This window comes from Streptococcus urinalis 2285-97, from assembly GCF_000188055.2.
Taxonomy (GTDB): Bacteria; Bacillota; Bacilli; order Lactobacillales; family Streptococcaceae; genus Streptococcus; species Streptococcus urinalis.
Window position 1 is genome coordinate 145,272 of the sequence record NZ_AEUZ02000001.1, and the last position, 25,373, is coordinate 170,644.

A 25,373-nucleotide genomic window follows, 5' to 3' on the forward strand; every position below is an offset into this window, starting at 1 on the left:
AAAATTTAGAAGTAACAAATACAACAATTTTAGTGTTAAATAAAGCATTGGTTGCTTATATCAACCAAAATGCTATCACAACAAATGCAAATGTTGAGATATTAAAACGGAATGCCGAAACTATTCGTAAAAACATTGCTATATTAGAAACTTATCATTCTACTGCAAATCGTAATGTTGAAGCAAAACCAAGTTCAGCACTAATGGACCCTAATACACCAACATTAGCAGATTTGAAAAATGAAGGCTACAATTTAAAGGATTATACTAAGGTCAACTTGACTGATTATTACAAAAATGATGTGGATTTACGTCAAGTTAGTGATTTAGCAACGCTAAAAGAAAAAGCTGATGAAGCTTATCGTTTATATGCTAAACAAATAAGATTTAACTTGAAGCAATAAAACTTAGGACCAGATATTAAATCTGCTGTAAGTCAATTTATTCGTAATAATATTTCTGACAGTCCAAATGCGCGTGGGGTCTCTAAAGGATTCACCTGGTCCTTAGCTGGCTATCAAAATCAAGATGATGTTACCATTACTTTAGTTCCAGATTATTATATGACAAAAGAACAGCACCAAGAATATCTGCAGTATCTAAGAAAATGGACGAAAGATAATATCTCAGCCACTGACTCTGAGGTCACTAAAATTGATAAGATTCAAGATTTCATCATGACCAATTTCCATTATGCCAATACAAAAGTTGGTGGTTACACACAAACAGGTATATCTGTGCAAACACCGTACGTATTTATTAAAGATAAAGAAGCTGTTTGTCAGGCGTATGCACAAATGTTCAAAGATATGGGACAATTAGCAGGTCTTGACGTTTATTACATCCAAGGATTTGGAGATCCGTATATGGGTGCTGATAGCCTTCACGCTTGGAATATTGTCAAAGTTGATGGCAAGTTTTATCATGTTGACCTAACGTGGAATGATACTATCGATAAGACAAGTAAAAACCATACTTTTACATTGCGTGGCAATGATTTTATGAAAAAAACGCACCGTTGGAATGCCGTTTATAATATTTCAAATGAAGATTATCAAGGCTACAATAGAAGTCTACCAGTTGCGACTCAATCTGGAACTGTTCTTAGAAATCATGCAGGAGTAGCCCTTTCAAGTCAAATGATTTAAGTTAATAGAACACCAAATAGATCAATGTTTAGTAAGTGTTCCCTTTCCTCAATCAAGAAACTGACAGCACATTTTTGAACACATAAATGTGTGAGACTTGGTCTTTTTTCCCTCCCTTAGAGAGTTTATACTAAGAGTGTATAAAAAAGGTTATTAAATCTTGGAGGAAAAACAAATGGCTAAAGTACAAGATATTACACGTGAATCATGGATTCTAAGCACTTTCCCAGAATGGGGAACATGGTTGAATGAAGAAATTGAAGCAGAAGTTGTGCCAGAAGGCAATTTTGCAATGTGGTGGCTAGGAAACTGTGGTATCTGGGTGAAAACACCTGGTGGAGCCAACATCGTTATGGACCTTTGGTCAAACCGTGGAAAATCAACTAAAAAAGTAAAAGACATGGTACGCGGACATCAAATGGCTAACATGGCAGGTGTTCGTAAGTTGCAACCAAATCTCCGTGTGCAACCTATGGTAATTGATCCATTTGCCATTAATGAGTTAGATTACTACCTTGTATCACATTTCCATAGTGATCATATTGACATCAATACAGCAGCTGCTATTGTTAATAATCCAAAATTAGATCATGTAAAATTTATTGGTCCATACGAATGTGGTGAAATTTGGAAAAAATGGGGAGTCCCAGAAGATCGAATTATTATAGTCAAACCTGGTGACAGTATCGAATTAAAAGACATGAAGATTACAGCAGTTGAATCATTTGACCGCACTTGTCTTGTCACTTTGCCAGTTGAAGGTGCTGATGCACAAGACGGAGAATTAAAAGGACTAGCTGTTACTGATGAAGAAATGGCACGTAAAGCCGTAAACTATGTTTTTGAAACACCTGGCGGAACAATCTATCATGGTGCAGACTCTCATTTCTCAAATTATTTTGCAAAACATGGACGTGATTTCAAAATTGATGTTGCATTGAATAACTATGGTGAAAACCCTCTAGGAATTCAAGACAAAATGACTTCAGTTGACTTGCTTCGTATGGCTGAAAATCTCCGTGCAAAAGTAATCATTCCTGTTCACTATGATATTTGGTCAAACTTTATGGCTTCAACAGATGAAATTTTGGAACTTTGGAAAATGCGTAAAGAACGTCTTCAATATGATTTCCATCCATTTATCTGGGAAGTTGGTGGAAAATACACTTATCCACAAGATCAAAATAGAATTGAATATCATCACCCACGTGGATTTGATGATTGCTTCTTAGAAGACTCAAACATTCAATTTAAAGCTTTGCTTTAATTCATATTGAATTTTTCCGCATGTCTTGCGATGTGCGGAAATTTTTAATCTAAATAAGTTAAAAAAATCACAAAAAGAAATTGAGGAAATAACGAGATGATAGACTATAATTAAAAGGAATATTTAAATAAAGTGGATGCCTGGTGGCGTGCTGCAAACTATATTTCAGTTGCACAAATGTATCTCAAAGATAATCCATTATTGAGAAGAGAAGTTACAAAAGATCATGTTAAAGTTCATCCCATTGGACACTGGGGCACAATTTCTGGACAAAGTTTTATTTATGCTCATCTAAATCGTGTAATCAATAAATATGACTTAAATATGTTTTATATTGAAGGTCCTGGGCATGGTGGACAAGTCATGGTTTCAAACTCCTATATTGATGGATCTTATACAGAATTATATCCAGAAATAACACAAGATGAGTCTGGATTAAAACAACTTTGTAAAATCTTTTCATTTCCTGGGGGAATTGCATCTCATGCTGCACCAGAGACACCAGGTTCTATTCATGAAGGTGGTGAACTAGGTTACGCCTTATCACACGCAACAGGTGCTATCTTAGATAATCCAGACCTTATTGCTGCAACAGTTATAGGAGATGGTGAAGCGGAAACAGGTCCTTTAAATGCAGGATGGTTCTCAAATACTTTTATTAATCCTGTGAATGATGGTGCGGTTCTACCTATTTTGTATCTTAATGGTGGTAAAATCCATAACCCAACCATTCTAGAACGTAAAACAGATGAAGAATTAACGGATTATTTCAAAGGATTAGGATGGAAACCCTATTTTGTAGCTGGAGAAGATCCAAATAGTCTTCATCAAGACATGTCAGAAACACTTGATAGGGTTATTGAAGAAATAAAAGCCATACAAGAAAAAGCTAGACAAAATACTTCTGAAGATGCTAGCCAAGCAGTGTGGCCAGTTATTATTGCTCGTATTCCTAAGGGATGGACAGGTCCAAAAAGAATGTCAATGAACCCTGTTACAAATGCTGGTATTGTTAAAAAATTAGATTTAGCTAACTGGGAAAAATATGCAATTGATACTAGTAAGCCAGGTGCTGTTATTAAACAAGATATGATTGAATTTGGGAAATACGCAGCTGACCTTGTTAAAGCAAACTCAGATAATTTCAGAATCTTTGGGCCTGATGAAACAAAATCAAATTGACTAAATGAAGTTTTCAAAGCAACTAACCGTCAATGGTTGGGTCGTCGTCATCCAGAATACGATGAATGGTTATCACCAGCGGGACGTGTTATTGATTCACAGTTGTCTGAGCACCAAGCTGAAGGTTTTTTAGAAGGATACGTCTTAACAGGTCGTCATGGATTCTTTGCTTCTTATTAATCATTCTTAAGAGTTGTTGATTCAATGATTACACAACATTTCAAATGGTTACGAAAATCAAAAACTCATGCACCATGGCGTAAAAACTATCCATCTTTAAACCTTATTGCGACTTCAACAGTATTCCAACAAGATCATAATGGTTATACGCACCAAGATCCCGGTTTACTAACACATTTGGGTGAAAAAACACCTGAATTTATTAGAGAATACTTACCTGCTGATAGTAACTCTTTATTCGCAGTTATGGAAAAAGCTCTATCTGACGAAGATAAAGTCAATGTTATTGTAACTTCAAAACATCCAAGACCACAATTTTATTCTGTTTCTGAAGCTAGAGAACTTGTCAGAGAAGGTCATAAAGTTATTGACTGGGTTTCAAATGACCAAGGTCAAGAACCAGATGTTGTCTTTGCAGCAGCTGGTACAGAACCTAATTTAGAAGTTTTGGAAGCCATTTCATTACTTCACAAAGCATTTCCAACCATAAAAATTCGCTTTATTAATGTTGTTGATATTTTAAAACTTCGCTCACCAAAAGTTGATGCGAGAGGGCTAAGTGATAAAGTATTTAACCAATTATTTACAGAGACTAAACCAATTGTTTTTGCTTATCATGGCTATGAAGGACAAATTCGTGACTTATTCTTTAACCGTGACAATCACAATGTTTATATCCATGGTTATCGTGAAAATGAGGATATCACAACACCATTTGATATGCGAGTAATGTTAGAAATGGATCGTTACCATATGGCAAAAGAAGCGGCTACGGCAGTTTTAGCAGAAGAAGCCAAGTATTTTGCTGAAGAAATGGATCATACGATTGCCTATCATAAAACCTATATTAGAGAAAATGGTGATGATATTCCAGAAGTTCGTGATTGGACTTGGGAAAATATCAACCAATAAAAAATAAAAAGATGACTTCGGTCATCTTTTTTTGTTTTGATTAACGTCTAAAAAATTAAGACAATTTTAAGAGATGATAATTATAATCATTCTAAATATTTAAGGAGGTAGTTACATGCGAAAAAAGATTATAGGTTATTTAATAGCAAGCATTGCTATTGTGGCAGCTTTTATCGATGGCTATGTCTTATTTTTTAAAAATAAAACGGAAGCAGAAAGTCAGACAACAATAAATCAAGCGAGTCAGAAAACAAGTAGTTCAGATACCAGCTCAAGTAGTACAGAATCTTCTAGTTCAGAAAAAAGTTCTAGCAGTTCAACATTAAAAGATGGTACCTATACAGGTGATTCGACTAGTACAGAATGGGGCGATGTCCAAGTGCAAATTACCATCAGCTCAGGAAAGATAAGTTCAATTAAGGTATTAGCTTATCCAGATAGTCATCAAAAATCAATTATGATAAATGAGCAAGTTTTACCCGTCTATAAAAGTGAAGCTTTAAGTGCACAAAGTGCCAATATAGATCAAGTTTCTGGTGCAACAGAGACTTATAAAGGATTTACAGGCTCACTTCAAAGTGCAATCACGCAAGCAGAAAGCTAGAGGCGATAGGATGGATAACTATTTCAGAGCATATGAAGTTATTGAATCGATGACGATTCCTTTTACACTAACCATTGTTAGTATTGATTCAAAAAGAGGTCGGCAATTAATGAATCAGCAATTGCCATTAATACAAAATGCATTAGATGAGATTGAAAGGAATTATTCTCCCTTTATAGCTAATTCTATGGTTAGACGCTTTCAAGAAGGCGATAAATCAATACTGATGACTAATCAGGAATTTCAATCAATCTACTTAGCAACTTCTGCGGCTAAATATAAAACAAAAGATTTATTTGATTCTTATTTTAATGGGCATTTTGATCCAACAGGATATGTAAAAGGTTAGGCAATTGAAAAAGTCTTTAAAACCCTTGTTAAATGATGACTTAATCATTGCAGTTTGTTTGAATGGTGGAGGTGACATGCAAATGGCAACTAAAGAAAATGTTAATTTTACATGGAAAATTGGAATTGAAGATCCTGATAAAATAAATAAATACTGTGCGACAGTTGAGCTAGCAAATGGTGCCTTAGCAACTTCTGGGTTTAGTAAAAGAGGACGACATGTGAAACAAAAGAATAATAGTCAAGTTAAACAAGTAACCATTGTTAGTAAAGATTTGAGTGTTGCTGATGTCTGGGCAACAGCAGGTTTATCTGGGACAAGTGATGATTTAAAAGATATGATTTCTAAGAATCATCTTTCAGGCTTTTTTGTTGATCACTACGGTCCACAGTTTTTTGATTATGGAGAATTAAGAGTATGATAAAACGAATACCATTTATACAAGGGATGGCCTGGTTGATAGTGTTATTTGTACTTCCACTACCATTCTTAGTTACCTTTAGTAGTGGTTTACCAAGTATTTATGCCAGTAAAGCACTGCCTTATATGTTGGGTGTTATTGCATATGTGTGGATGCCTTTTGCCATCTATGTTGGAACGAAACCAAAGTGGCTTGATCGTTTGATCGGAATGCCATATGCTTATATGATGCATGGTATTATTAGTATTTTAGCAATTGCACTAGCTTTTTTACATAAAGAAAATAGTCAGTCAAGCGGCTTGATTAAACTAACAGGTGATTATGCATTTACTATTTTCTTATCTTTGGCACTTTATTCTTTAATCTTCATGGCTGGCTGGTTAACCAGTCGTGTCAAGTTACTTCAATTGATTAAAAAAGGGTTGGAAAAACTATTTAAACATGAATTATCCTTGTGGTTACATAGACTTAACCTAATAGCAACTCTATTAGTCTTTATACATGTTCAGTTAATAGATTATGTTGTCGCAAACACACCTTTTATGGCAATGTTTTGGTTGACAAGTCTTTTTGTAGCAGTAGCCTATATTAGGTCATTCCTAAACCTAAAAAGAAGTAATGTCACTGGCCATCTTGTTAAGAATCAATTGATTGCTGATAATGTCAGAGAACTAGTCATTAGTGTTTCTAGAAGAGCACACTTGAAATTACAATCAGGGGATTACATTTTTATTTCATTTCCTGAAATTTCAGGGATGACTGAACCACATCCTTTTTCATTAGTGAATGATCCAAAGACAGAAAACCAATTTGTTTTAACTATTCGTGGAGATGGCGATTTTACAAAACAATTGTCTCAGGTAGCTATTGATTCAAAGGTTTTAGTAGATGGTGGTTTTAGTTTATTCCAATCTGTAATCCGGAAAAACAAAGCCAAAGAACTTGTTATGATTGGTGGTGGTATCGGAATTGTTCCTTTACTTTCAATAGCTGAAGGAAATCCAGATATACCGACACAATTATTCTATAGTGTCAAAAAAGAGCAAGACTTTCTTTATCAAGAAAAAATTGCACAGTGGAATCAAAGACCTCAGTTTAGAGGACAACTTCAAGTTGGTCGCTATAGTGATGACTATATTCTTAGTCACTTACCAGAAGATAAGACAAATCTTGTTGTATTATTAGGTGGACCTATAAGTATGGGACGACACTGGAAGTCATTCTTTTTAGATCAAGGTTTACATGCTGATCAGATTTATTTTGAAGAATTCTCGTGGTAAGAACAACCGTTTATGACTTTTTGATACTTTTTAGCCAATGATATGGTAATGTAAAACTATCATTTAAAGTATTAAAAGAAGGTGACAATACATTCATTATTATTCATAAACATTAACTAAACAAAAATGATTAAAAGCCTAACCTTCTTGAAAGGTTAGGCTTTTTTATGGGAAAAAAGGAGAAACATGAAAAAACAAACTAAAGTAGTTGCTTTGTTTTCATCTATTATACTAGGGAGTCTATTTGTCATACCTAGTATTAATGCTGAAGAAGTGACAACTATTGCTACAGAAGTTAATAAAGAACAGCAAGTGACAACTGAAAACCTAGAAAGTGCGCCAAAACAAGTAGTTACTGAAAAAACGGGATTTGAACAAAAGGAAGGGAGTTTATTAGAAAGACCTGATTTACAAGATGAAAAAGAACAAGTTATCACAACTGCTGATAATCTAGTAAAAAATGATCAATTTATAAAAAAATCCAATTCACAGAAAGGCAATGATAAACAAAATGAAGTAGTTGATGATTGGCATTTGTATCAAGATAAAGCGAAAACGACAGAACCTCCGGTAATTAAAACGTCACAACAAGGTATCAGTATTGAAAACCAAAAAGACCATGATTTTAAAGGTGTCATTTATCAAGATATTACTATTGAGCCAAAACAAGCATATCAACTACACTATGATGTCGAAACAAAAGGAATCACTTCACAAGTCTTTGTCAGGATTATTGAAAAAGATGACAAAAATCCAATTCAGAAAAAAGAACAGATTTGGTATTCTCAAATGACGAGGGGAAATGAAGATAAACAAACTAATATTCAACACTACTCACCAGACTTAATGGTTTCAAAAGTGAGACTAGAGCTTTATTATGATAAGGGACGCGGAAAAGTTACTTTCAATAATATTGGTCTAAGACCACTAGGTGAGAAAAAATTAGTTCAGATAAAAAAAGTGGATAATAGTCTTGAAACAAGTGTTGAATTGCCCTTACACAAAGCCTATGTTTTTAAAAATCAAAATCTATCTTATGCGATAGTTGATGCTAATAATGAAGTTGCACGGATTGAAAAAGGCGTGTTAATTCCTAAAAAAATAGGAAAAGGGACGATTGAAGCCCGTGATACCAATGGAAAATTACAAGGGACATTTTCTTTCACTATTGTGGAACAAAAAGGGAATCCATATCAAAAGCAACTCGACTATTGGCAACAAAGTATCTTAGGTGATCAGTTTTATCATCAAGATAATGTCAAAATGAGACAGATGACTCAACAGAGTGATAAAGAGATAAAACAAATCTTGGCTGAAAGACGGAATCTTTTAGGAACAAAAGAGATGTCAATGCATGATTTAAAAAAAATAAATCCTGATCAGTTAGTCAATAGTTATCGTCAATTAGAAAAAATGGCCAAACAAATTAGCATCCCGACGTCCATTTATTACCATGATGGGAAACTAATATCACAAATCAAATCAAATATGGATTGGTTAGCAAAAAATGCCTATCATCCTAATATGCAACAAAAAACGGATTCAAATTGGTGGTATTATGAAGTAGCCATTCCAAGAGCTATTGTAAATACGTTAACCTTACTTTCCCTTATTTTTCTGATAAAGAAATCGTAACTTATACAAGAGGAATTGACTATTTCTTACCAAACCACCACAGCTTTAGATCAACCTTAAGAAATCCTTTTGAAGCAAAAGGAGGTAATTTAGTTGATTTGAGTCGTATCAAAATTGTTGCAAGATAAAGACAGGCTGTCAGCAGCAATCAGTCAATTAAAACAACTGTTTACTTTTCAAGATGGCAAAGCTGTAAAAGAAGGCTTCTATAAAGATGGTTCTTATATTGATCACACTAATGTTGCCTATAATGGTGGTTATGGAGTTGTGCTATTAGATGGTTTTAGTCAACTAACACCACTTGTCAAATCATCTGGATTTGCTTTAAGTCAATTTGAATTATCAGTGCTGAATTCCTGGCTTAAGAAATCATTTTTACCATTTATTGTTAATGGAGAAATGATGGATTTGGTCAGAGGCCGTGCTATCAGTAGATCAAATGAAAGCTCTCAAAAAACAGCATTAGCGGTTATTAGATCTATACTAAGACTGATTGATACTTACCCAGAAAATAATGAACTGATTGCATTAAAACCTAGATTAAAGTCAGAATTAAACAAAGTAACTGAAAGGAACCGGTACCAAGGTATTTCAAGTTATTGGGATTTCTATCTCATGGATAAACTGATGTCTGATCAATCTGTGGCAGATTTTAAAGACAATAATCAACTTCATCTATATAATAGAATGGCGAGACTGGTTTATACAAATGCCAAAAAAGACTTTAGCTTTGCTTTAGCAATGCATTCAAAAAAAGTCTTGAATTTTGAAAGTATGAATAATGAAAATCAAAAAGGTTGGTATTCTGGTGATGGCATGTTTTACCTTTACCAAAAAGGCAATCAAGATTATTCAAACCATTATTGGCCAACTGTTGATGCTCACTCACTCCCAGGAACAACTGAGCTTGTTCAAGATCGAAAAAAGGTGACAACAGTTTTAATCAAAGAAATTGGAAAAGAAAAATCTGGGATGAGAACCTTATCGTCATCATTTGTTGGCTCTATCAAGGATGAGCATCAAAATGGTGTGGCTACGATGGCATTTAAAAATTGGGATGGTCAGTTATCAGCTAAAAAATCTTGGTTTATCTTAAATGATAAAATTGTCTTTTTGGGATCAGATATTAAGAATAAAAGTCAGTCAGAAGTGGTGACCACTATTGATCAAAAAAGGATAGATCCAAGCAATCCATATCAAGTCTATATTAATCAGACTTTGGTAAATCCAAAAGAAAAACAAGTGTATCAAAATGTAACCTCAATTTATCTTATCTCTAAAGATAAAAAAATAGCAGTCGGTTATCAGTTCTTTAATCCAACTTCAATTTCATTGGCTGAAGAGAGCCACAGTGGGAAATGGACAGATATCAATGAAAAAGATAAGAATAAAGAGAATCTGACACAGTCATTTTTATCCATTAAACAGTATCATACAAAAGAAAAAAAGACTTATGCTTATAGTATGATGCCAAATGTCAGTCAAGACCAATTTTCAAAAGAACTGGCTGAGCCATCACTTAAGCTTTTATCAAATCAAAAGGACCTCCAGGCTATTTACGATAGTAAGCAACAAATTTATGCACTAGCTAATCATACTCCAACTCAAAAAATCATTTCAAATCAGATAATTACTAAAACAGGTTTGTATCTGATTAATGAAAAAACAGCAATTATCAATCATCAATATTTAAAACATTAAAATAGATAATATTTCTAATCTTTGTGTTAAAATAGGTAAAATAAAAGAATTGATTGGGGAAATCTATTGAAAAATGCTATGTTAATTGTCAATCCAAGTTCAGGTGGAGAAAAGGCAAAATCTTATCAAGAAAAAGCCATGAAAAAGTTGAAAGCCTATTTTGATAGTGTTGATTTAAAGTTGACTGAAAAAGAGGGAGATGCTGTTCAATTTTCTAAACAAGCTGCAAAAGAACAATATCATAGTATTTTTGTCATGGGCGGTGATGGAACTGTAAATGAAGGTATTAATGGCATTGCTGAGCAAGCTCATAGACCCCATTTTGGCTTTTTCCCTCTGGGAACCGTCAATGATTTGGCGCGTGTCTTAAAGATGCCACTTGACCCAGAAGAAGCCATCTCAAAAATGTCTTTTGAAGAGACGAGTGATTTAGACATTGGAAGAGTAAATGAGCATTATTTTATGAATGTCATTGCTATTGGAACCATTCCAGAGTCAGTTAATGATGTTGACCCAAATGAAAAAACAAAATTTGGTAAATTAGCTTATTTTATCTCAGGCTTTAAGAATATGGTTAATAATGAAGCCTATCATTTTCAGGTTGACATTGATGGGAAAAAGCAAGAAATCAAAACCAGTACGATTCTCATAGGCTTGACAAATTCGATTGGTGGCTTTGAACAGCTCATTCCAGAGGCAAAAGTAGATGATGGAAAACTTCATTTTGTCTATTTAAAAGATCAGACCTTTATGGATACTGTTAAAGCTATTCCAAGTTTAGTGACTGGGGTTTATGATTCAGATCAAAATGTTTCTTATCACGTTTTTGAAAAAGCTAGTATCTCAACAGATCAAAAAGGATTAACCATCAATGTGGATGGAGATGAAGGAGATGAACTTCCCATTACAGTTAGTGTTCTACCATCTCATCTTACAATTTACACTTGTCACTAAAAAGTTTCTCTTGTCGAGAGGCTTTTTTAGCTTTAATAAAAATAGTTATTAGAAATTTTCGTTAAAATCCTCATTTTTTTGTTACCCCTTTCATTGCCTATAATGAGCTTTTTAGCTTCGTTTTTGAAATCTTATCAAATGAAAATCCTTGCTATTAAAGGCTTTTTTAGTGAACAAGACATTTGACAAAAAGAGACCACTCTTGTTATAATAGTTATGTTCTGTTTAGGCAGATTCTTTTTTTAAGAAAAAAAGAGACCATCTCATTTGAATTAAGATGTGTCACTTTTCGATAAGACATAAAATAATATTGGAGAAAAAAATGGGAAACATTTTAGAAGTTAAAAACTTAACCAAAATTTTTGGTAAAAAACAAAAGGCTGCCCTTGATCTCGTAAAACAAGGAAGAAGCAAAACGGAAATCTTAAAAGCAACTGGTGCTACAGTTGGTGTTTATGATGCTAGCTTTGAAGTTAAAGAAGGCGAAATTTTCGTTATCATGGGACTTTCTGGTAGTGGGAAATCTACACTGGTTCGTATGTTAAACCGTTTGATCGAACCATCTTCAGGGAGTATCTTATTAGATGATAAAGATATTTCAAAAATGAACCCTGAACAATTACGTGACATTAGACGTCACGACATTAACATGGTATTCCAAAACTTTGGATTATTTCCACATAAAACAATTTTGGAAAATGCAGAGTTTGGTTTGGAACTACGGGGAATTGCTAAATCTGAAAGACAAGAAATTGCCGAAAAAGCTCTTGAAAATTCAGGTTTATTACCATTTAAAGATCAATATCCAGACCAATTATCCGGTGGGATGCAACAGCGTGTTGGTTTAGCGCGTGCATTGGCAAATAGCCCTAAGATTTTATTAATGGACGAAGCTTTCTCAGCTCTTGACCCACTAATCAGACGTGAAATGCAAGATGAGTTACTTGATTTACAAGAAAGTAACCAACAAACTATCATTTTCATCAGTCATGATTTGAACGAAGCCCTTCGTATTGGTGATCGTATTGCATTGATGAAAGATGGGAAAATCATGCAAATTGGTACAGGTGAAGAAATTCTTACCAATCCAGCCAACGACTTTGTTCGTGAGTTCGTCGAAGATATTGACCGTTCTAAAGTCTTGACTGCTCAAAATATCATGATTAAACCGTTAACAACAACTGTTGAACTTGATGGTCCTCAAGTTGCATTAAATAGAATGTATACTGAAGAAGTTTCAATGCTAATGGCTACTAATAAACGACGTCAATTGGTTGGTTCACTAACAGCAGATGATGCAATCGAAGCTAGGAAAAAAGGTTTACCTCTTTCAGAAGTTATCGATCGTGATGTCAGAACGGTATCAAAAGACACTATCATTACAGATATTTTGCCACTTATCTATGACTCATCAGCACCAATTGCTGTAACAGACGAAAATAATCGTCTTCTTGGAGTTATTATCAGAGGCCGTGTCATCGAAGCCTTGGCGAATATTCAAGATGAAGAAGAGATTGAAGAAGAAGTAAAAGCATAGAGAGGATAAATTGGTTTGAATAACATTTTATTAGAAAAACTACCAGTAGCTAAAGTGGTGGAATCATTTACAGAGTGGATTACGGCTACTTTCTCTGGTTTATTTGATGTATTACAAAAAGGTGGTAATGCATTAATGGATTGGGTAACAAATACCTTACTCTTCATTAACCCACTTTTATTTATAGTACTACTCACAGTGGCGGTTTTCTTTTTAGCTAAAAAGAAATGGCCATTACCATTATTCACATTCCTTGGATTACTATTTATTTACAATCAAGGGTTGTGGGAAAACTTGATCAATACATTTACCTTAGTATTAGTTGCCAGTCTGGTTTCTGTGATTATTGGTATTCCACTAGGTATTTGGATGGCTAAGAGTGAAACTGTTAAGAAAATTGTAAATCCCATTCTTGACTTCATGCAAACAATGCCTGCCTTCGTTTACTTGATTCCTGCAGTTGCCTTCTTCGGTATTGGTATGGTTCCAGGTGTATTCGCATCCGTTATCTTTGCCTTACCACCAACTGTTCGTTTTACAAACTTAGGAATTCGTGAAATTCCAACAGAATTGGTTGAAGCATCTGATGCCTTCGGATCAACATCACGTCAAAAGTTGTTTAAAGTTGAATTGCCTTTGGCTAAAAATACCATTATGGCTGGTATTAACCAAACAATGATGCTTGCCCTTTCAATGGTTGTTACTGGTTCAATGATCGGTGCACCTGGTTTAGGTCGTGATGTCTTATCAGCGCTACAACATGCTGATATTGGTACTGGTTTTGTTAGTGGTCTTGCTTTAGTTATTTTAGCAATTATTTTGGACCGCGTGACACAAACCTTTAATACAAAAGTTCAAAAATCTGAAAACAGCAAGTATTCAGCAAATAAAATCGTTGCCATTGCAGCTATTGTTGTTTTTGCCATTGCAGCTATTGGACGCGTTGTTGCAAACATGACTTCTGAAGGTTCTGGTAATGGGGAAAAAGTTAAAATTGCTTATGTTCAATGGGACTCAGAAGTTGCTTCATCAAATGTTATTGCTCAAGTCTTGAAAAAAGAAGGCTATAATGTCGAAATGACACCACTTGATAATGCTGTCATGTGGCAGACTGTGGCAAATGGTAATGCAGACTTTTCAACAAGTGCATGGTTACCAGTCACTCATGGTGAACAATACAAGAAATACAAATCAAAATTGGATAATCTTGGACCAAACTTAAAAGGAACAAAATTAGGTTTAGTTGTACCAAGTTATATGACTGATGTTAACAGTATTGAAGATTTAAATGGTCAAGCAGATAACAAAATTACTGGTATTGAACCAGGTGCTGGTATTATGAATGCTGCTAAATCAGCTCTAAAAGATTATTCAAGTTTATCAAATTATGAACTTGTTTCAGCTTCAACTGGTGCGATGACGACATCACTTGATCAAGCTATCAAGAAGAAAAAAGAAATTATTGTTACTGGTTGGACACCGCATTGGATGTTTGCTAAGTATAAGTTAAAATACTTAAAAGATCCTAAAGGTTCATTTGGTTCATCAGAAAATATCAATACCATTGCTCGTAAGGGACTCAAAAAAGACAATCCTAAACTCTATAAAATCATCAATAAATTCCATTGGACTAAAAAAGATATGGAATCTGTGATGCTTGATATCAACAATGGTACTGATCCTGAAAAAGCTGCTAAAAAATGGATTGATGCTAACGAAGATAAAGTTTCTGAATGGACAAAATAAAAAAAGTACCCAAGTGGTACTTTTTTTATTTTCAAAACCCTAATTAACTCAGTTTTAAGCTATCCTATGCTATAATAACAATATGGAAAACAAGAATAAATTACTCTTAATTGATGGTTCATCAGTTGCTTTTAGAGCTTTTTTTGCTCTCTACAATCAAATTGATCGCTTTAAAAATAATAACGGCTTTCACACAAATGCTATTTATGGATTTCATTTGATGTTGGATCATATGATGAAACGTGTACAACCGACACATGTTCTGGTTGCTTTCGATGCTGGAAAAACAACATTTAGAACAGAAATGTATGCTGATTATAAAGCTGGACGCGCTAAGACACCTGATGAATTTAGAGAACAATTTCCTTATATCCGTGAAATGCTCACAGCACTAGGGATACCTTATTATGATCTTGTGAGTTATGAAGCTGATGATATCATTGGAACCCTAGATAAAATGGCAGAACATACAGAGATTCCATTTGATGTAACGATTGTTAGTGGTGATAAAGACTTAATTCAGTTGACTGATAGTAATACCGTAGTTGAAATTTCCAAAAAAGGTGTTGCTGAATTTGAAGAATTTACACCAGCTTACTTGATGGAAAAAATGGGAATTACACCAGAACAATTTATTGATTTGAAAGCACTTATGGGTGATAAATCTGATAATATTCCTGGTGTTACAAAGATTGGTGAGAAGACTGGTCTCAAACTTTTACATGAATATGGATCATTAGAAGGTATTTATGACCATATTGATGAGATGAAGGCTTCTAAGATGAAGGAAAACTTGATTAATGATAAAAATCAAGCCTTCTTATCAAAAACACTAGCAACTATTAACACACAGTCTCCTATTGCTATAGGACTTGATGATCTTGTCTACAAAGGTCCAAATCTTGAAACACTGCCATCATTTTATGAAGAGATGGGATTTACCCAATTAAGAGCTAGCCTCTCTAGTCAACTACCAACAAAAGCTGTTGAAAAAGTGACTTATACAGAACCAACTGAGATAACAAAAGAACAGTTTACAACAGATAGTTTCTTCTATTTTGAAGTTTTAAGAGATAACTATCATACAGAGCCTATTATCGGGTTTGCTTGGGGTGATGACAATGGCATTTTCGCTTCGACCGATTTGGAATTACTAAAAACAGAAGCATTTATTGAAGTCTTATCTCAGCCAATCAAGACATATGACATGAAACGAACCAAAGTTTTATTAAGTCATCTTGGAATAGATATGCCAACAGCAAGTTTTGATAGTCGACTTGCAAAATATTTACTATCAACTGTTGAAGATAACACTATCTCAACCATTGCTCATCTTTATGCACAGACACCTCTAGAATCAGATGATGTGGTTTATGGAAAAGGTGTCAAACGTGCTATCCCTGCAAAAGATGTTTTACTAGGACATCTAGCTAGAAAAGTTAAAGTCTTGATTGAGAGCGAGCCAGTAATGCGTCAGCATTTATCTGACCATAATCAAGATGACTTATTTTTTGAGATGGAGTTACCCCTAGCTAATGTTTTAGCAAAAATGGAAATTGCAGGTATCAAGGTTAATAAAAACAGTCTTCAAGATATGGCGATTCAAAATAAAGTCATCATCGAACAGTTAACTCAAGAAATCTATGATATGGCTGGCGAAGAATTTAATATTAATTCTCCAAAGCAATTAGGTCATATATTGTTTGAAACCATGGGTTTACCACTTGAAATGACTAAAAAAACAAAGACAGGTTATTCAACAGCAGTTGATGTCTTAGAAAGACTTGCCCCAGTAGCCCCGATTGTGGCAAAAATTTTAGAATATCGTCAAATTACAAAGTTACAATCGACATACGTCATTGGTTTGCAAGATTATATTCTAGAAGATGGGAAAATACATACACGCTATCAACAAGATTTAACACAAACGGGCCGTCTATCAAGTATTGATCCAAACCTTCAAAATATTCCAATTAGACTTGAACAAGGTCGCTTAATACGTAAAGCTTTTACCCCTTCTCATCAAGACTCAGTCTTATTGAGTTCAGATTACTCACAAATTGAACTTCGTGTGCTTGCACATATTTCTAAAGATGAGCATTTGATAGCAGCATTTAATGAAGGTGCTGATATCCATACATCAACTGCAATGCGTGTCTTTAACATTGAAAAACCGGAAGATGTAACTCCAAATGATAGAAGAAATGCTAAAGCTGTAAACTTTGGAATTGTTTATGGTATTTCAGATTTTGGATTATCAAACAATTTGGGAATTAGTCGTAAAAAGGCTAAAGACTATATTGAAAGATACTTTGAACGTTATCCAGGCATCAAAAACTATATGGATAATATTGTTAGAGAAGCAAAAGATAAGGGCTATGTTGAGACTCTTTTCAAGAGACGTCGTGAACTTCCAGATATTAATTCTAGAGACTTTAACGTTAGAAGTTTTGCTGAGAGAACAGCTATTAACTCACCAATTCAAGGAAGTGCTGCAGATATCTTGAAGATTGCCATGATTAATCTTGATAAAGCTCTTGAAAAGGGACACTATAAATCTCAGATGCTATTACAAGTGCATGATGAGATTGTTTTAGAAGTGCCTAACGATGAATTAGAAGCAATACGAAGATTGGTCAAAGAAACGATGGAATCAGCAGTTCAATTCACAGTTCCAATGATTGCTGAGGAAAATGCTGGGAAAACATGGTACGAAGCCAAATAAATGTAATGCTTACTTTGTTTTTAAAGTATTTATGATATAATGATTGAGAAAAATGGGTGATTGTTGAAAGGAGTGGCTTATGGATACGCATTCTCATCAAAAAGCTTTAGATGCCTATGACAATGTCCTTGAGCATCTAAGAGACAAACACATTAGAATTACTGAAACACGCAAAGTCATTATTTTATATATGATACAGTCAAAGGAACATCCTAGTGCTGAAATGATATATAAAGATTTAAAACCTAAATTTCCGAATATGAGTTTGGCAACAGTTTATAATAATTTAAAAGTGTTGGTTGATGAAGAGTTTGTCACAGAAATAAAAATTGCCAATGATAATACTTCCTATTATGATTTTATGGGTCATCAGCATGTCAATGCTGTTTGTGAACGCTGTGGGAAAATTATTGACTTTATGGATGTTGATATATTGGATATTGCAAAAGAGGCTTACGAACAAACGGGATTTAAAATCACTAGAATTCCAATTGTGGCCTATGGTATTTGTCCAGAGTGTCAATTAAACGAAAAAAAATAATTAAGGCAAACACCTTAATTATTTTTTCATTTAGATACCTATAGAAGTTTGTTTCAGCTGTTAATTGATAAGGTAATACATAGAATAAAGCAAAGCCAAAAGTTAAAAAGACCAATATAAAATAACCAATAAAACTCAAATCAAAGATAAAAAGTTTCCATTTGTAATGCTTCATTAAAGCATTACTTTCTTTTAAAATTTGACTTGGTTTATGATCCTGATTGTCTTCAAAATGGTCATATAGGATAAAAGGGACCATACGATAGGCGTATCGTCTATTGATAACAATAGCTAATTCTAGCACATACAATATTACACCAGCTAAAATAACTAACAAGACAGACACCGTCAATTGATGCCCTGCTTGTTGAAATAGTAGGAAGCCCCAAATTATGATGAAGAGACCACTCATCCAGATCATAGCCCACAATGTTATCACAAGTAGCCTTAATAAGAGTACCAAAATCAATTTTAAAAAAAGAGGTGATTTCCATGCTTTACTTGTATCATCAAAATTGACTTGAGTCTTTTTGTGACGAAAAACATCTAAAATTGTAAAACTAGCTGAGCATCCAAAAATAGTTAGGATACCAAGAATTAATAGTGGAAAACTAGAAGCAGAAATTGGAACATCAATCCCATTGCTAGTTGCTATTGACTCATGAATACTGATACCATAGTAAAAAATAGATAAAATAATAGGAACGACAAACAAAAGGTATTTTTGATTGAGCCCTCTCAAAAGCTCTTTTGCTTCTTTTTTAATCATGCTAATACGCATATAAATCTCCTTTGCTTCCTAATATTATAACATAGTGCCAATATAAAAGAGGTTAATGAAAGTTAATCATAGTCATTTCGAAGAAGGATGACAACTAAATACTTTTTTGCTAAAATAATAAAGCTAAAGAAGAAAAAGTCATAAAGCCCACGACTGTTTTTCGTGGTAGCAAGGAGAAAAAATGGCAGACTATCCGATTAAATATCGTCTTATAAAAAAAGAAAAGCATACAGGTGCTCGTCTTGGAGAAATTATCACTCCACATGGGACTTTCCCAACACCAATGTTCATGCCAGTTGGAACACAAGCAACTGTTAAAACACAATCCCCAGAAGAATTAAAAGAAATGGGGTCAGGTATCATCCTTTCAAATACTTATCACCTTTGGTTAAGACCAGGAGATGAGTTGGTTGCAAAAGCTGGTGGACTTCATAAATTCATGAATTGGGATCAAGCTATTTTAACTGATTCAGGTGGTTTTCAAGTATACTCATTAGCAGATTCAAGAAATATCACAGAAGAAGGAGTCACCTTTAAAAACCATCTAAATGGGTCAAAAATGTTTCTGTCACCAGAAAAAGCAATTTCTATTCAAAATAATTTGGGATCAGACATCATGATGAGTTTTGATGAATGCCCACAATTTTACCAACCTTATGATTATGTTAAAAAATCTATTGAAAGAACTAGCCGATGGGCTGAAAGAGGTTTGAAAGCTCATCGCAGACCAAATGATCAAGGACTTTTTGGTATTGTTCAAGGAGCGGGTTTTGAAGATTTGAGAAGACAATCTGCACATGATTTAGTTGGAATGGATTTCCCAGGCTACTCAATTGGAGGTTTAGCTGTTGGTGAAAGTCATGAAGAAATGAACGCCGTACTTGATTTTACAACACCTTTATTACCGGAAAATAAACCACGCTACCTCATGGGTGTGGGTGCACCAGATAGTCTTATTGATGGTGTCATTAGAGGTGTTGACATGTTTGACTGTGTTCTCCCGACTCGCATTGCACGTAATGGGACTTGTATGACAAGTGAAGGGAGACTGGTGGTCAAAAATGCAAAATTCGCTGAAGACTTTACGCCATTGGACCATGATTGTGATTGTTATACTTGTCGAAACTATACTAGAGCTTACATTAGGCATTTGCTCAAAGCAGATGAGACCTTTGGTATTCGCTTGACCAGTTATCATAATCTCTATTTCTTGCTTAACCTCATGAAAAAAGTTCGTCAAGCAATCGTGGAAGATAATCTACTTGAATTCCGAGCTGACTTCTTAGAACGCTATGGTTACAATCAATCAAGTCGTAATTTTTAAAATCCTAAATATTTAGGATTTCTTTTTTTATTTTTAAAGTTAACCATTTTAAAAAATATAGTTGACAATAAATAAAAAATTGATTAAACTATGATACAAGGATTAAGAAATGACGAAATTATTTGGAAAGACCATCGATAAAGAAGGAAGATGTATTCATTATCATACAGTAAACGATATCGTTGCTTTAAAATGCAGCTATTGTGAGCGCTATTATGCTTGTTTTCACTGTCATGATGAATGCGAAAACCATAAGTTTAAACCGACAACTTTAGAAGAAGCTATTCCTGTTTTATGTGGAAAATGTCGAAATTATCTCACCTTAAACTAATACAAATTAGGAAGTTGCCCTTATTGTCATCATTCTTTTAATCCCAATTGTAAACGGCATGAAAGTGTCTATTTTCAAAAGGAGTAAATAATGCAATCAAAACACCTCATTCAAGTCGCCATGATGACAACGATATTAGTTATTCTTGGACTAATCCCAGGGATTCCACTAGGCTTTATCCCTGTACCAATTGTTCTTCAAAACTTAGGCGTTATGTTAGCAGCGATATTATTAGGTACTAAAAAAGGAAGTTTATCAATATTATTATTATTTATCTTGGGCTTGTTTATCCCTGTCTTTTCAGGTGGTAGAATGAGTGTTCCAGTCTTTATGGGACCAACAGCGGGTTATGTACTGGCTTGGTTAGCGGTTCCTCTTATAGTTGGCCGATTATCCCAATGGTTAAAGCCACAAACGACTCTAATGATTTTTGTTGTCTTGTTTATAGCTGGTGTTCTAGTTGTTGATGTGATTGGTTCTATTTGGTTAGGTATATATACAGGAATGCCTCTTTTAAAAGCACTTATTACAAATCTAGTCTTTATTCCAGGGGATACCGTCAAAGCAATGGTAGCTGCTGTTATTGCACACCGTTATAAAGATAGTTTAATAAAACAGATAGGATAAATGATAAAATCGTAACCTGATACCATCAGGTTATTTTTTTATCTTTTAGAAAGGCAAAACCTTAGTCATTTGATATAATGAAGAAAATGGTATAAGGAAGGTGTAAATATGAAATTAACTACATTAGGTTGCTGGGGAGGTTATCCCTATAAAGATGGTGGAACAACTTCTTACCTAGTTACTAGCCAAGATGGATTTCAATTATTGATGGATGCAGGAAGTCGTTCTTTAAATGAGTTAGAAAAAGAAATAAGTCCTTTAGATTTAGATGCCGTTATCATAAGTCATTATCATCCTGATCATGTTGCTGATTTAGGTGTTTTAAGACATTATAGACAACTCTATCCAAAACACCTTTGGGAGCCAAAAAGTTTACCAATATATGGTCATGATGAAGATAAACATGAATTTGCTAAATTGACAATGGAAGGTGTCTCAGATGGGATTGCCTATGATGTTAATGGTAGTCAGGCTATTGGTCCTTTTGATATTACTTTTATCAAGACAGTTCATCCAGTGGTTTGTTATGCTTTTAGGATTGTTGAGCGACAAACTGGTCACGTTCTTGTCTTTACTGGAGATACTGGTTACTTTAAAGAATTGGCACCATTTGCTAAAGAGGCAGATTTGTTATTAGCTGATGTTTATTTATATGAAGGCAATGAAAATCATTTTGCTCATCTAACCACTAAAGAAGCTGGGGAAATTGCGACACAAGCTAAAGTAAAACGCCTTGTGCTAACTCATATGCCACCACTCCCACCAAAAGAAATAGAAGCAGAAAATCACTTAGAGTTATTGAGACAAGAAGCTGAGTTGTACTCATCTGGAATTCCAGTAGATTTAGCTCAACCTCACAAATCTTGGGATTTAGGAAACTAGCTGATGGATTTCTCACAAGAAGAAAAAGAGTATTTTATGACGCAAGCTCTATTGGAAGCAGAAAAATCACTTGCCAAAGATGAGATTCCAATAGGTTGTGTCATTGTTAAAGATAATCACATCATCGGACGAGGACATAACGCTCGAGAGGAATTAAATCAAGCAGTCATGCATGCAGAAATAATGGCAATCAATGAAGCCAATGCAGTTGAAGGGAATTGGCGCTTGTTAGACACAACATTATTTGTAACAATAGAGCCATGTATTATGTGTAGTGGTGCTATTGGACTTGCAAGAATTCCACACGTCATTTATGGTGCTAGTAATCAAAAATTTGGAGCGGCAGGGAGTTTATATGATATTTTGACAGACAAACGTCTAAATCATAGAGTTCTTGTTGAAACAGGCATATTAGCAGACAGATGTGCTGAGATGATGCAGACCTTTTTTAAAAAAAGAAGAGATGCTAAAAAACAAAATCAGGTAACTGATAGTCACTAAAATGAAAAGAGAAGAAGAATCTTCTCTTTTTTTTGATATGTCTAATATAGAAGGTTGACTTTGAGATTATAAAGTCATTTTAAAAGTATTATTTTGGACCAAAGCCACTAAAGAATTGGTTTAAATCCTTATCAACTTTTTCTTTAATTTGTTCTTTGGTTTGTTTTGAAAATGTCTGGGAAAAGCTGTTATATTGACTTTCATCAGTAATGACTAAGAAAAATCCAGCGTCATAGTCATCGATACCATTGGCTAGTAAAAGCATATTTAGTTTTTGATAAGAAGGCAAGGCGTAGCGTGCTTCTAATTCTGGAAATGAAAGCTCTTCACTAGGACTTTTAGCAATAGTATCTGCATTTGCTGTTGTTGTGAATTGACTTGCTAAGCTGATGCCTAAAGCAAGTGTCGCAATTAGAGATAAGAATAAATGTTTTGTCTTTATCATATAAATTGATTCCATTCTAAAAGTTAAAATAATAATTAGTTGTTTTTCAAGCACTTTATATCAACCAAGTAATACAATAATACAAAAAATAAAAAATCTTTTCAAGAAAAAACTGTCATTAAGGAAGATTGTTTTTAAAGTTGAATAATTTTATTCTTTATGCTATATTATAGGTGGAGCAACATGAGTGCGTGAAGTGGGTCAGGAGAGGAATCTAGCAGCCCTAAGCGATTTCTTGTGTGTGCTCTTTTTTGTAACTAGTCATTTCATTGCTAAGTTTAGAATTTTAAGGTATATTAGTATTAGTTAGTCTAATCTAATGAACTTGAAAAAGAGAAATGAGGACAGTGCATGCGTAAATTTTTACAAACAACACTTTATGAAATTTCATTTTACATTGAAATTTTTATCTCAATGATACTAATTTTAGTTTTAGGATTTTTGTCCATCCGACTTATTTTTGAAATTTCCACTTTAACAGGTCCATTTAAAGGTGAGATGGGAGACTATTTACAAGCTTTTCTAAATGAAGCTCTTAGCATCGCAATTGGTGTCGAGTTGGTAAAAATGCTTAGTAAACATACTTCTGGAACCATTATTGAAGTTTTATTATTTGCAATTGCAAGGCAGTTGGTTATTTCACATGGTAGTGCAAAAGATTCTTTGATTAGTGTCTTAGCCTTGGCCGTCTTATTTGCAACACGTAAGTATTTATTCACGAACTTTGATGATTCTAATAATATTATCGTTAGAGCAAGTCAAAAAGTTAAAATTGCTAATCTTCTTGCGCGTGTTAATCTTAAAGCTCAAAAGGGTGAACTTTTACGTGATTTTATGGTAAGACATTTAGAAGAAGAAGAAAAATCAATTACCATCGGTTCTACCATATATTTTAAGGACACAGCTTTGCGGATTGATAGCATGAAAGATGGCATTATTACCCGCGTTGAAATTATTAAAGCATTATATTAATAAAAAGACTGACATTTGTCAGTCTTTTTTAGTGATTTGGTGTAATGGTAATCGTGAGACTTTCTGGTGAGAGAGCATATGAAAACCCTGTATAGTTTGACCAGTAGTTCATTAAGGCTTGATGATAAATCTCTGTGTTGCTTTCTAAGTCATCGACGATTGCTTGATAATGATTCTTATTGTCAAATTGTAAGTCAATAGTTTCATTTCCGGCTTTAGCTTGATTAGAAAGGTATTGACAGATGACATCACTTGAATTGCTTGTAAAATAATAGCCATTTTGGACAGAATCTAATAATGAATCATCATTGTAGGATGGTAATTTCCGTAAATTATCAGAAGTTGCTGATTGACTTGCATCAATTTTCAAGTCAGCTTTGTGAGATTGGTTGAAAATTGATTCAGGTAAAGCAAAAAAATGATAATTGGTGACATTCTTGGCTTGATTGTTGATTGCTCCTTCAAAAATAGGATCACCCCAAGTTGTGTCAACAGAGTAATAGTGCTGATTAATCTTGACAAGATTCCAAGCATGAGGAATCTTTTGACTAGAAGAAGTAAGAGCATCTCCTGTTATATAGATTGTTTCCAATCCAGCTTTGTGAGCAAGGAATTGAAACGTATGAGCATAACCATTACAAACAGAAAGGTGTTTTAGGAGAACGCTTCTAATATCTTGTTCAGTCTTAATAGAAGATAGATCACCTTCTTGATAATCCTCTAAGACTGACTTGTCATAGTCTGTATGGTCAATAATATAACGATATAAGTATTTTGCTTTTGAGAGGTCATCTGTTTTTGGCATATCACTGATAATTTGATTTGCAATTTGGTCTAATTGCTCTTTGGTTTTCTGAGCATCTTTTGGAACATTAAATGTGATAGTTGCACTATCTTCGCTACTTTCTATTTGATAATTAGTTGAAGTCATCCAAAAGATATCAGAATTATCCATGATAAAAGCCCTAATTGTCTTCTTAAGACTATCTTGATTATCTGAATTTAGCGAAATTGTCCCTTCAAATTGATTTGCAGCTCTTCTGATGAGCAAGTAATTTTCCTTTTGGCTTTTGTTGAGCTGTTGATAGTAATAGTTTGATTTAACTTCTTGTCTTAATTTGTCTTTTTGTGTTTGTGTCAGATTAATCGTGTTGCTTGTGGATAAATGACTAATATTATTTGTAATTGGTAATTGTTGACAGGCTGTTAGGGTCAATAAAGCAATTAGTGACAAACCTAAAAATGGTAATTTTTTCATGTTATTCTCATTTCCCCAAGGTGTTTTATCACAAGTATAACATAAATTAAAAGCAATGTAGGAAAGAGAT

The 25,373-nt window shown here is 34.1% G+C and carries 20 protein-coding genes, 1 other RNA gene and 3 pseudogenes; 21 read left to right on the forward strand and 3 right to left on the reverse strand.

Annotated elements, in window-relative coordinates; translation table 11 throughout:
* Positions 1-32 precede the first annotated feature (32 nt).
* The 14 genes and pseudogenes from STRUR_RS00680 (at position 33) to perR (ending at position 18,182) form a co-directional block, all read left to right on the forward strand.
* Entirely contained in the window at positions 33-404 is a 372-nt protein-coding gene (locus STRUR_RS00680) for a hypothetical protein (RefSeq protein ID WP_006739370.1), read from the forward strand.
* A 159-nt stretch (positions 405-563) separates the two neighbouring features.
* Complete coding sequence (locus STRUR_RS00685; RefSeq protein WP_006739590.1) at positions 564-1,148, forward strand: transglutaminase domain-containing protein; 585 nt, start codon at positions 564-566, stop codon at positions 1,146-1,148.
* Between the two features lie 175 nt (positions 1,149-1,323).
* Complete coding sequence (gene ulaG, locus STRUR_RS00690; RefSeq protein ID WP_006739545.1) at positions 1,324-2,415, forward strand: L-ascorbate 6-phosphate lactonase; 1,092 nt, start codon at positions 1,324-1,326, stop codon at positions 2,413-2,415.
* Between the two features lie 114 nt (positions 2,416-2,529).
* Positions 2,530-4,689: pseudogene (locus tag STRUR_RS11810) on the forward strand (phosphoketolase family protein); the annotation flags it as partial.
* A 115-nt stretch (positions 4,690-4,804) separates the two neighbouring features.
* Positions 4,805-5,293, forward strand: a complete 489-nt coding sequence (locus STRUR_RS00705) for an FMN-binding protein (RefSeq protein ID WP_006738455.1) — start codon at positions 4,805-4,807, stop codon at positions 5,291-5,293.
* 10 nt (positions 5,294-5,303) lie between these two features.
* Positions 5,304-5,642, forward strand: a complete 339-nt coding sequence (locus STRUR_RS00710; RefSeq protein ID WP_006739027.1) for a hypothetical protein — start codon at positions 5,304-5,306, stop codon at positions 5,640-5,642.
* 4 nt (positions 5,643-5,646) lie between these two features.
* A complete protein-coding gene (locus STRUR_RS00715) occupies positions 5,647-6,063 on the forward strand; it encodes an FAD:protein FMN transferase (RefSeq protein WP_126430484.1) in 417 nt (138 codons plus the stop codon).
* Positions 6,060-7,343, forward strand: coding sequence for an FAD-binding oxidoreductase (locus STRUR_RS00720; protein ID WP_006740182.1), 1,284 nt, complete (start codon positions 6,060-6,062; stop codon positions 7,341-7,343). Before STRUR_RS00715 ends, STRUR_RS00720 begins: the two co-directional genes overlap by 4 nt.
* A 186-nt stretch (positions 7,344-7,529) precedes the next feature.
* Positions 7,530-10,679, forward strand: a pseudogene (locus STRUR_RS12075) (polysaccharide lyase 8 family protein).
* Positions 10,680-10,745: 66 nt separating this feature from the next.
* Positions 10,746-11,633 (forward strand): diacylglycerol/lipid kinase family protein, encoded by an 888-nt coding sequence (locus tag STRUR_RS00735; protein ID WP_006739748.1) that lies wholly within the window; start codon positions 10,746-10,748, stop codon positions 11,631-11,633.
* A gap of 322 nt (positions 11,634-11,955) precedes the next feature.
* Complete coding sequence (locus STRUR_RS00740; protein ID WP_006740420.1) at positions 11,956-13,170, forward strand: quaternary amine ABC transporter ATP-binding protein; 1,215 nt, start codon at positions 11,956-11,958, stop codon at positions 13,168-13,170.
* A gap of 15 nt (positions 13,171-13,185) precedes the next feature.
* Positions 13,186-14,916: an ABC transporter permease/substrate binding protein gene (locus STRUR_RS00745; RefSeq protein ID WP_006740154.1), complete on the forward strand. Its 1,731-nt coding sequence runs from the start codon at positions 13,186-13,188 to the stop codon at positions 14,914-14,916.
* 82 nt (positions 14,917-14,998) lie between these two features.
* A complete protein-coding gene (polA, locus tag STRUR_RS00750; protein ID WP_006739388.1) occupies positions 14,999-17,641 on the forward strand; it encodes a DNA polymerase I in 2,643 nt (880 codons plus the stop codon).
* A 79-nt stretch (positions 17,642-17,720) separates the two neighbouring features.
* The gene (perR, locus tag STRUR_RS00755; RefSeq protein WP_006740635.1) at positions 17,721-18,182 is read left to right on the forward strand and encodes a peroxide-responsive transcriptional repressor PerR; all 462 of its coding nucleotides are present in this window, start codon (positions 17,721-17,723) and stop codon (positions 18,180-18,182) included.
* Here perR and STRUR_RS00760 read toward each other — a convergent pair.
* Positions 18,121-18,963 carry a DUF975 family protein gene (locus STRUR_RS00760; protein WP_006740092.1) on the reverse strand — a complete coding sequence of 281 codons (843 nt, stop codon included), beginning with the start codon at positions 18,961-18,963 and terminating at the stop codon, positions 18,121-18,123. The genes perR and STRUR_RS00760 overlap by 62 nt on opposite strands.
* Positions 18,964-19,144: 181 nt before the next feature.
* Between STRUR_RS00760 and tgt the strand changes: the two genes are divergently transcribed.
* The 5 genes and pseudogenes from tgt (at position 19,145) to tadA (ending at position 22,628) form a co-directional block, all read left to right on the forward strand.
* Positions 19,145-20,287 carry a tRNA guanosine(34) transglycosylase Tgt gene (gene tgt / locus STRUR_RS00765; protein WP_006738438.1) on the forward strand — a complete coding sequence of 381 codons (1,143 nt, stop codon included), beginning with the start codon at positions 19,145-19,147 and terminating at the stop codon, positions 20,285-20,287.
* A gap of 109 nt (positions 20,288-20,396) precedes the next feature.
* A pseudogene (locus STRUR_RS11165) lies at positions 20,397-20,705 on the forward strand (CHY zinc finger protein).
* Positions 20,706-21,245: a biotin transporter BioY gene (locus STRUR_RS00770; RefSeq protein WP_196792577.1), complete on the forward strand. Its 540-nt coding sequence runs from the start codon at positions 20,706-20,708 to the stop codon at positions 21,243-21,245.
* Positions 21,246-21,353: 108 nt separating this feature from the next.
* Positions 21,354-22,127: an MBL fold metallo-hydrolase gene (locus STRUR_RS00775; RefSeq protein ID WP_006739396.1), complete on the forward strand. Its 774-nt coding sequence runs from the start codon at positions 21,354-21,356 to the stop codon at positions 22,125-22,127.
* Positions 22,128-22,130: 3 nt separating this feature from the next.
* Positions 22,131-22,628 carry a tRNA adenosine(34) deaminase TadA gene (gene tadA / locus STRUR_RS00780; protein ID WP_006739179.1) on the forward strand — a complete coding sequence of 166 codons (498 nt, stop codon included), beginning with the start codon at positions 22,131-22,133 and terminating at the stop codon, positions 22,626-22,628.
* Positions 22,629-22,716: 88 nt separating this feature from the next.
* Here tadA and STRUR_RS00785 read toward each other — a convergent pair whose 3' ends face one another.
* A complete protein-coding gene (locus STRUR_RS00785) occupies positions 22,717-23,073 on the reverse strand; it encodes a hypothetical protein (RefSeq protein ID WP_006740637.1) in 357 nt (118 codons plus the stop codon).
* 165 nt (positions 23,074-23,238) lie between these two features.
* On the opposite strand from STRUR_RS00785, the gene ffs reads away from it, so the two are divergent.
* Together ffs and STRUR_RS00790 are read left to right on the forward strand one after the other, a co-directional pair.
* An RNA gene (ffs, locus tag STRUR_RS11125) (signal recognition particle sRNA small type) lies at positions 23,239-23,335 on the forward strand.
* A gap of 89 nt (positions 23,336-23,424) precedes the next feature.
* Positions 23,425-24,045 (forward strand): hypothetical protein, encoded by a 621-nt coding sequence (locus STRUR_RS00790; RefSeq protein WP_006739467.1) that lies wholly within the window; start codon positions 23,425-23,427, stop codon positions 24,043-24,045.
* Between the two features lie 28 nt (positions 24,046-24,073).
* Here the strand turns inward: STRUR_RS00790 and STRUR_RS00795 are convergent, their stop codons facing one another.
* Positions 24,074-25,303: a transglutaminase domain-containing protein gene (locus tag STRUR_RS00795; protein WP_006739138.1), complete on the reverse strand. Its 1,230-nt coding sequence runs from the start codon at positions 25,301-25,303 to the stop codon at positions 24,074-24,076.
* Positions 25,304-25,373: the final 70 nt, after the last annotated feature.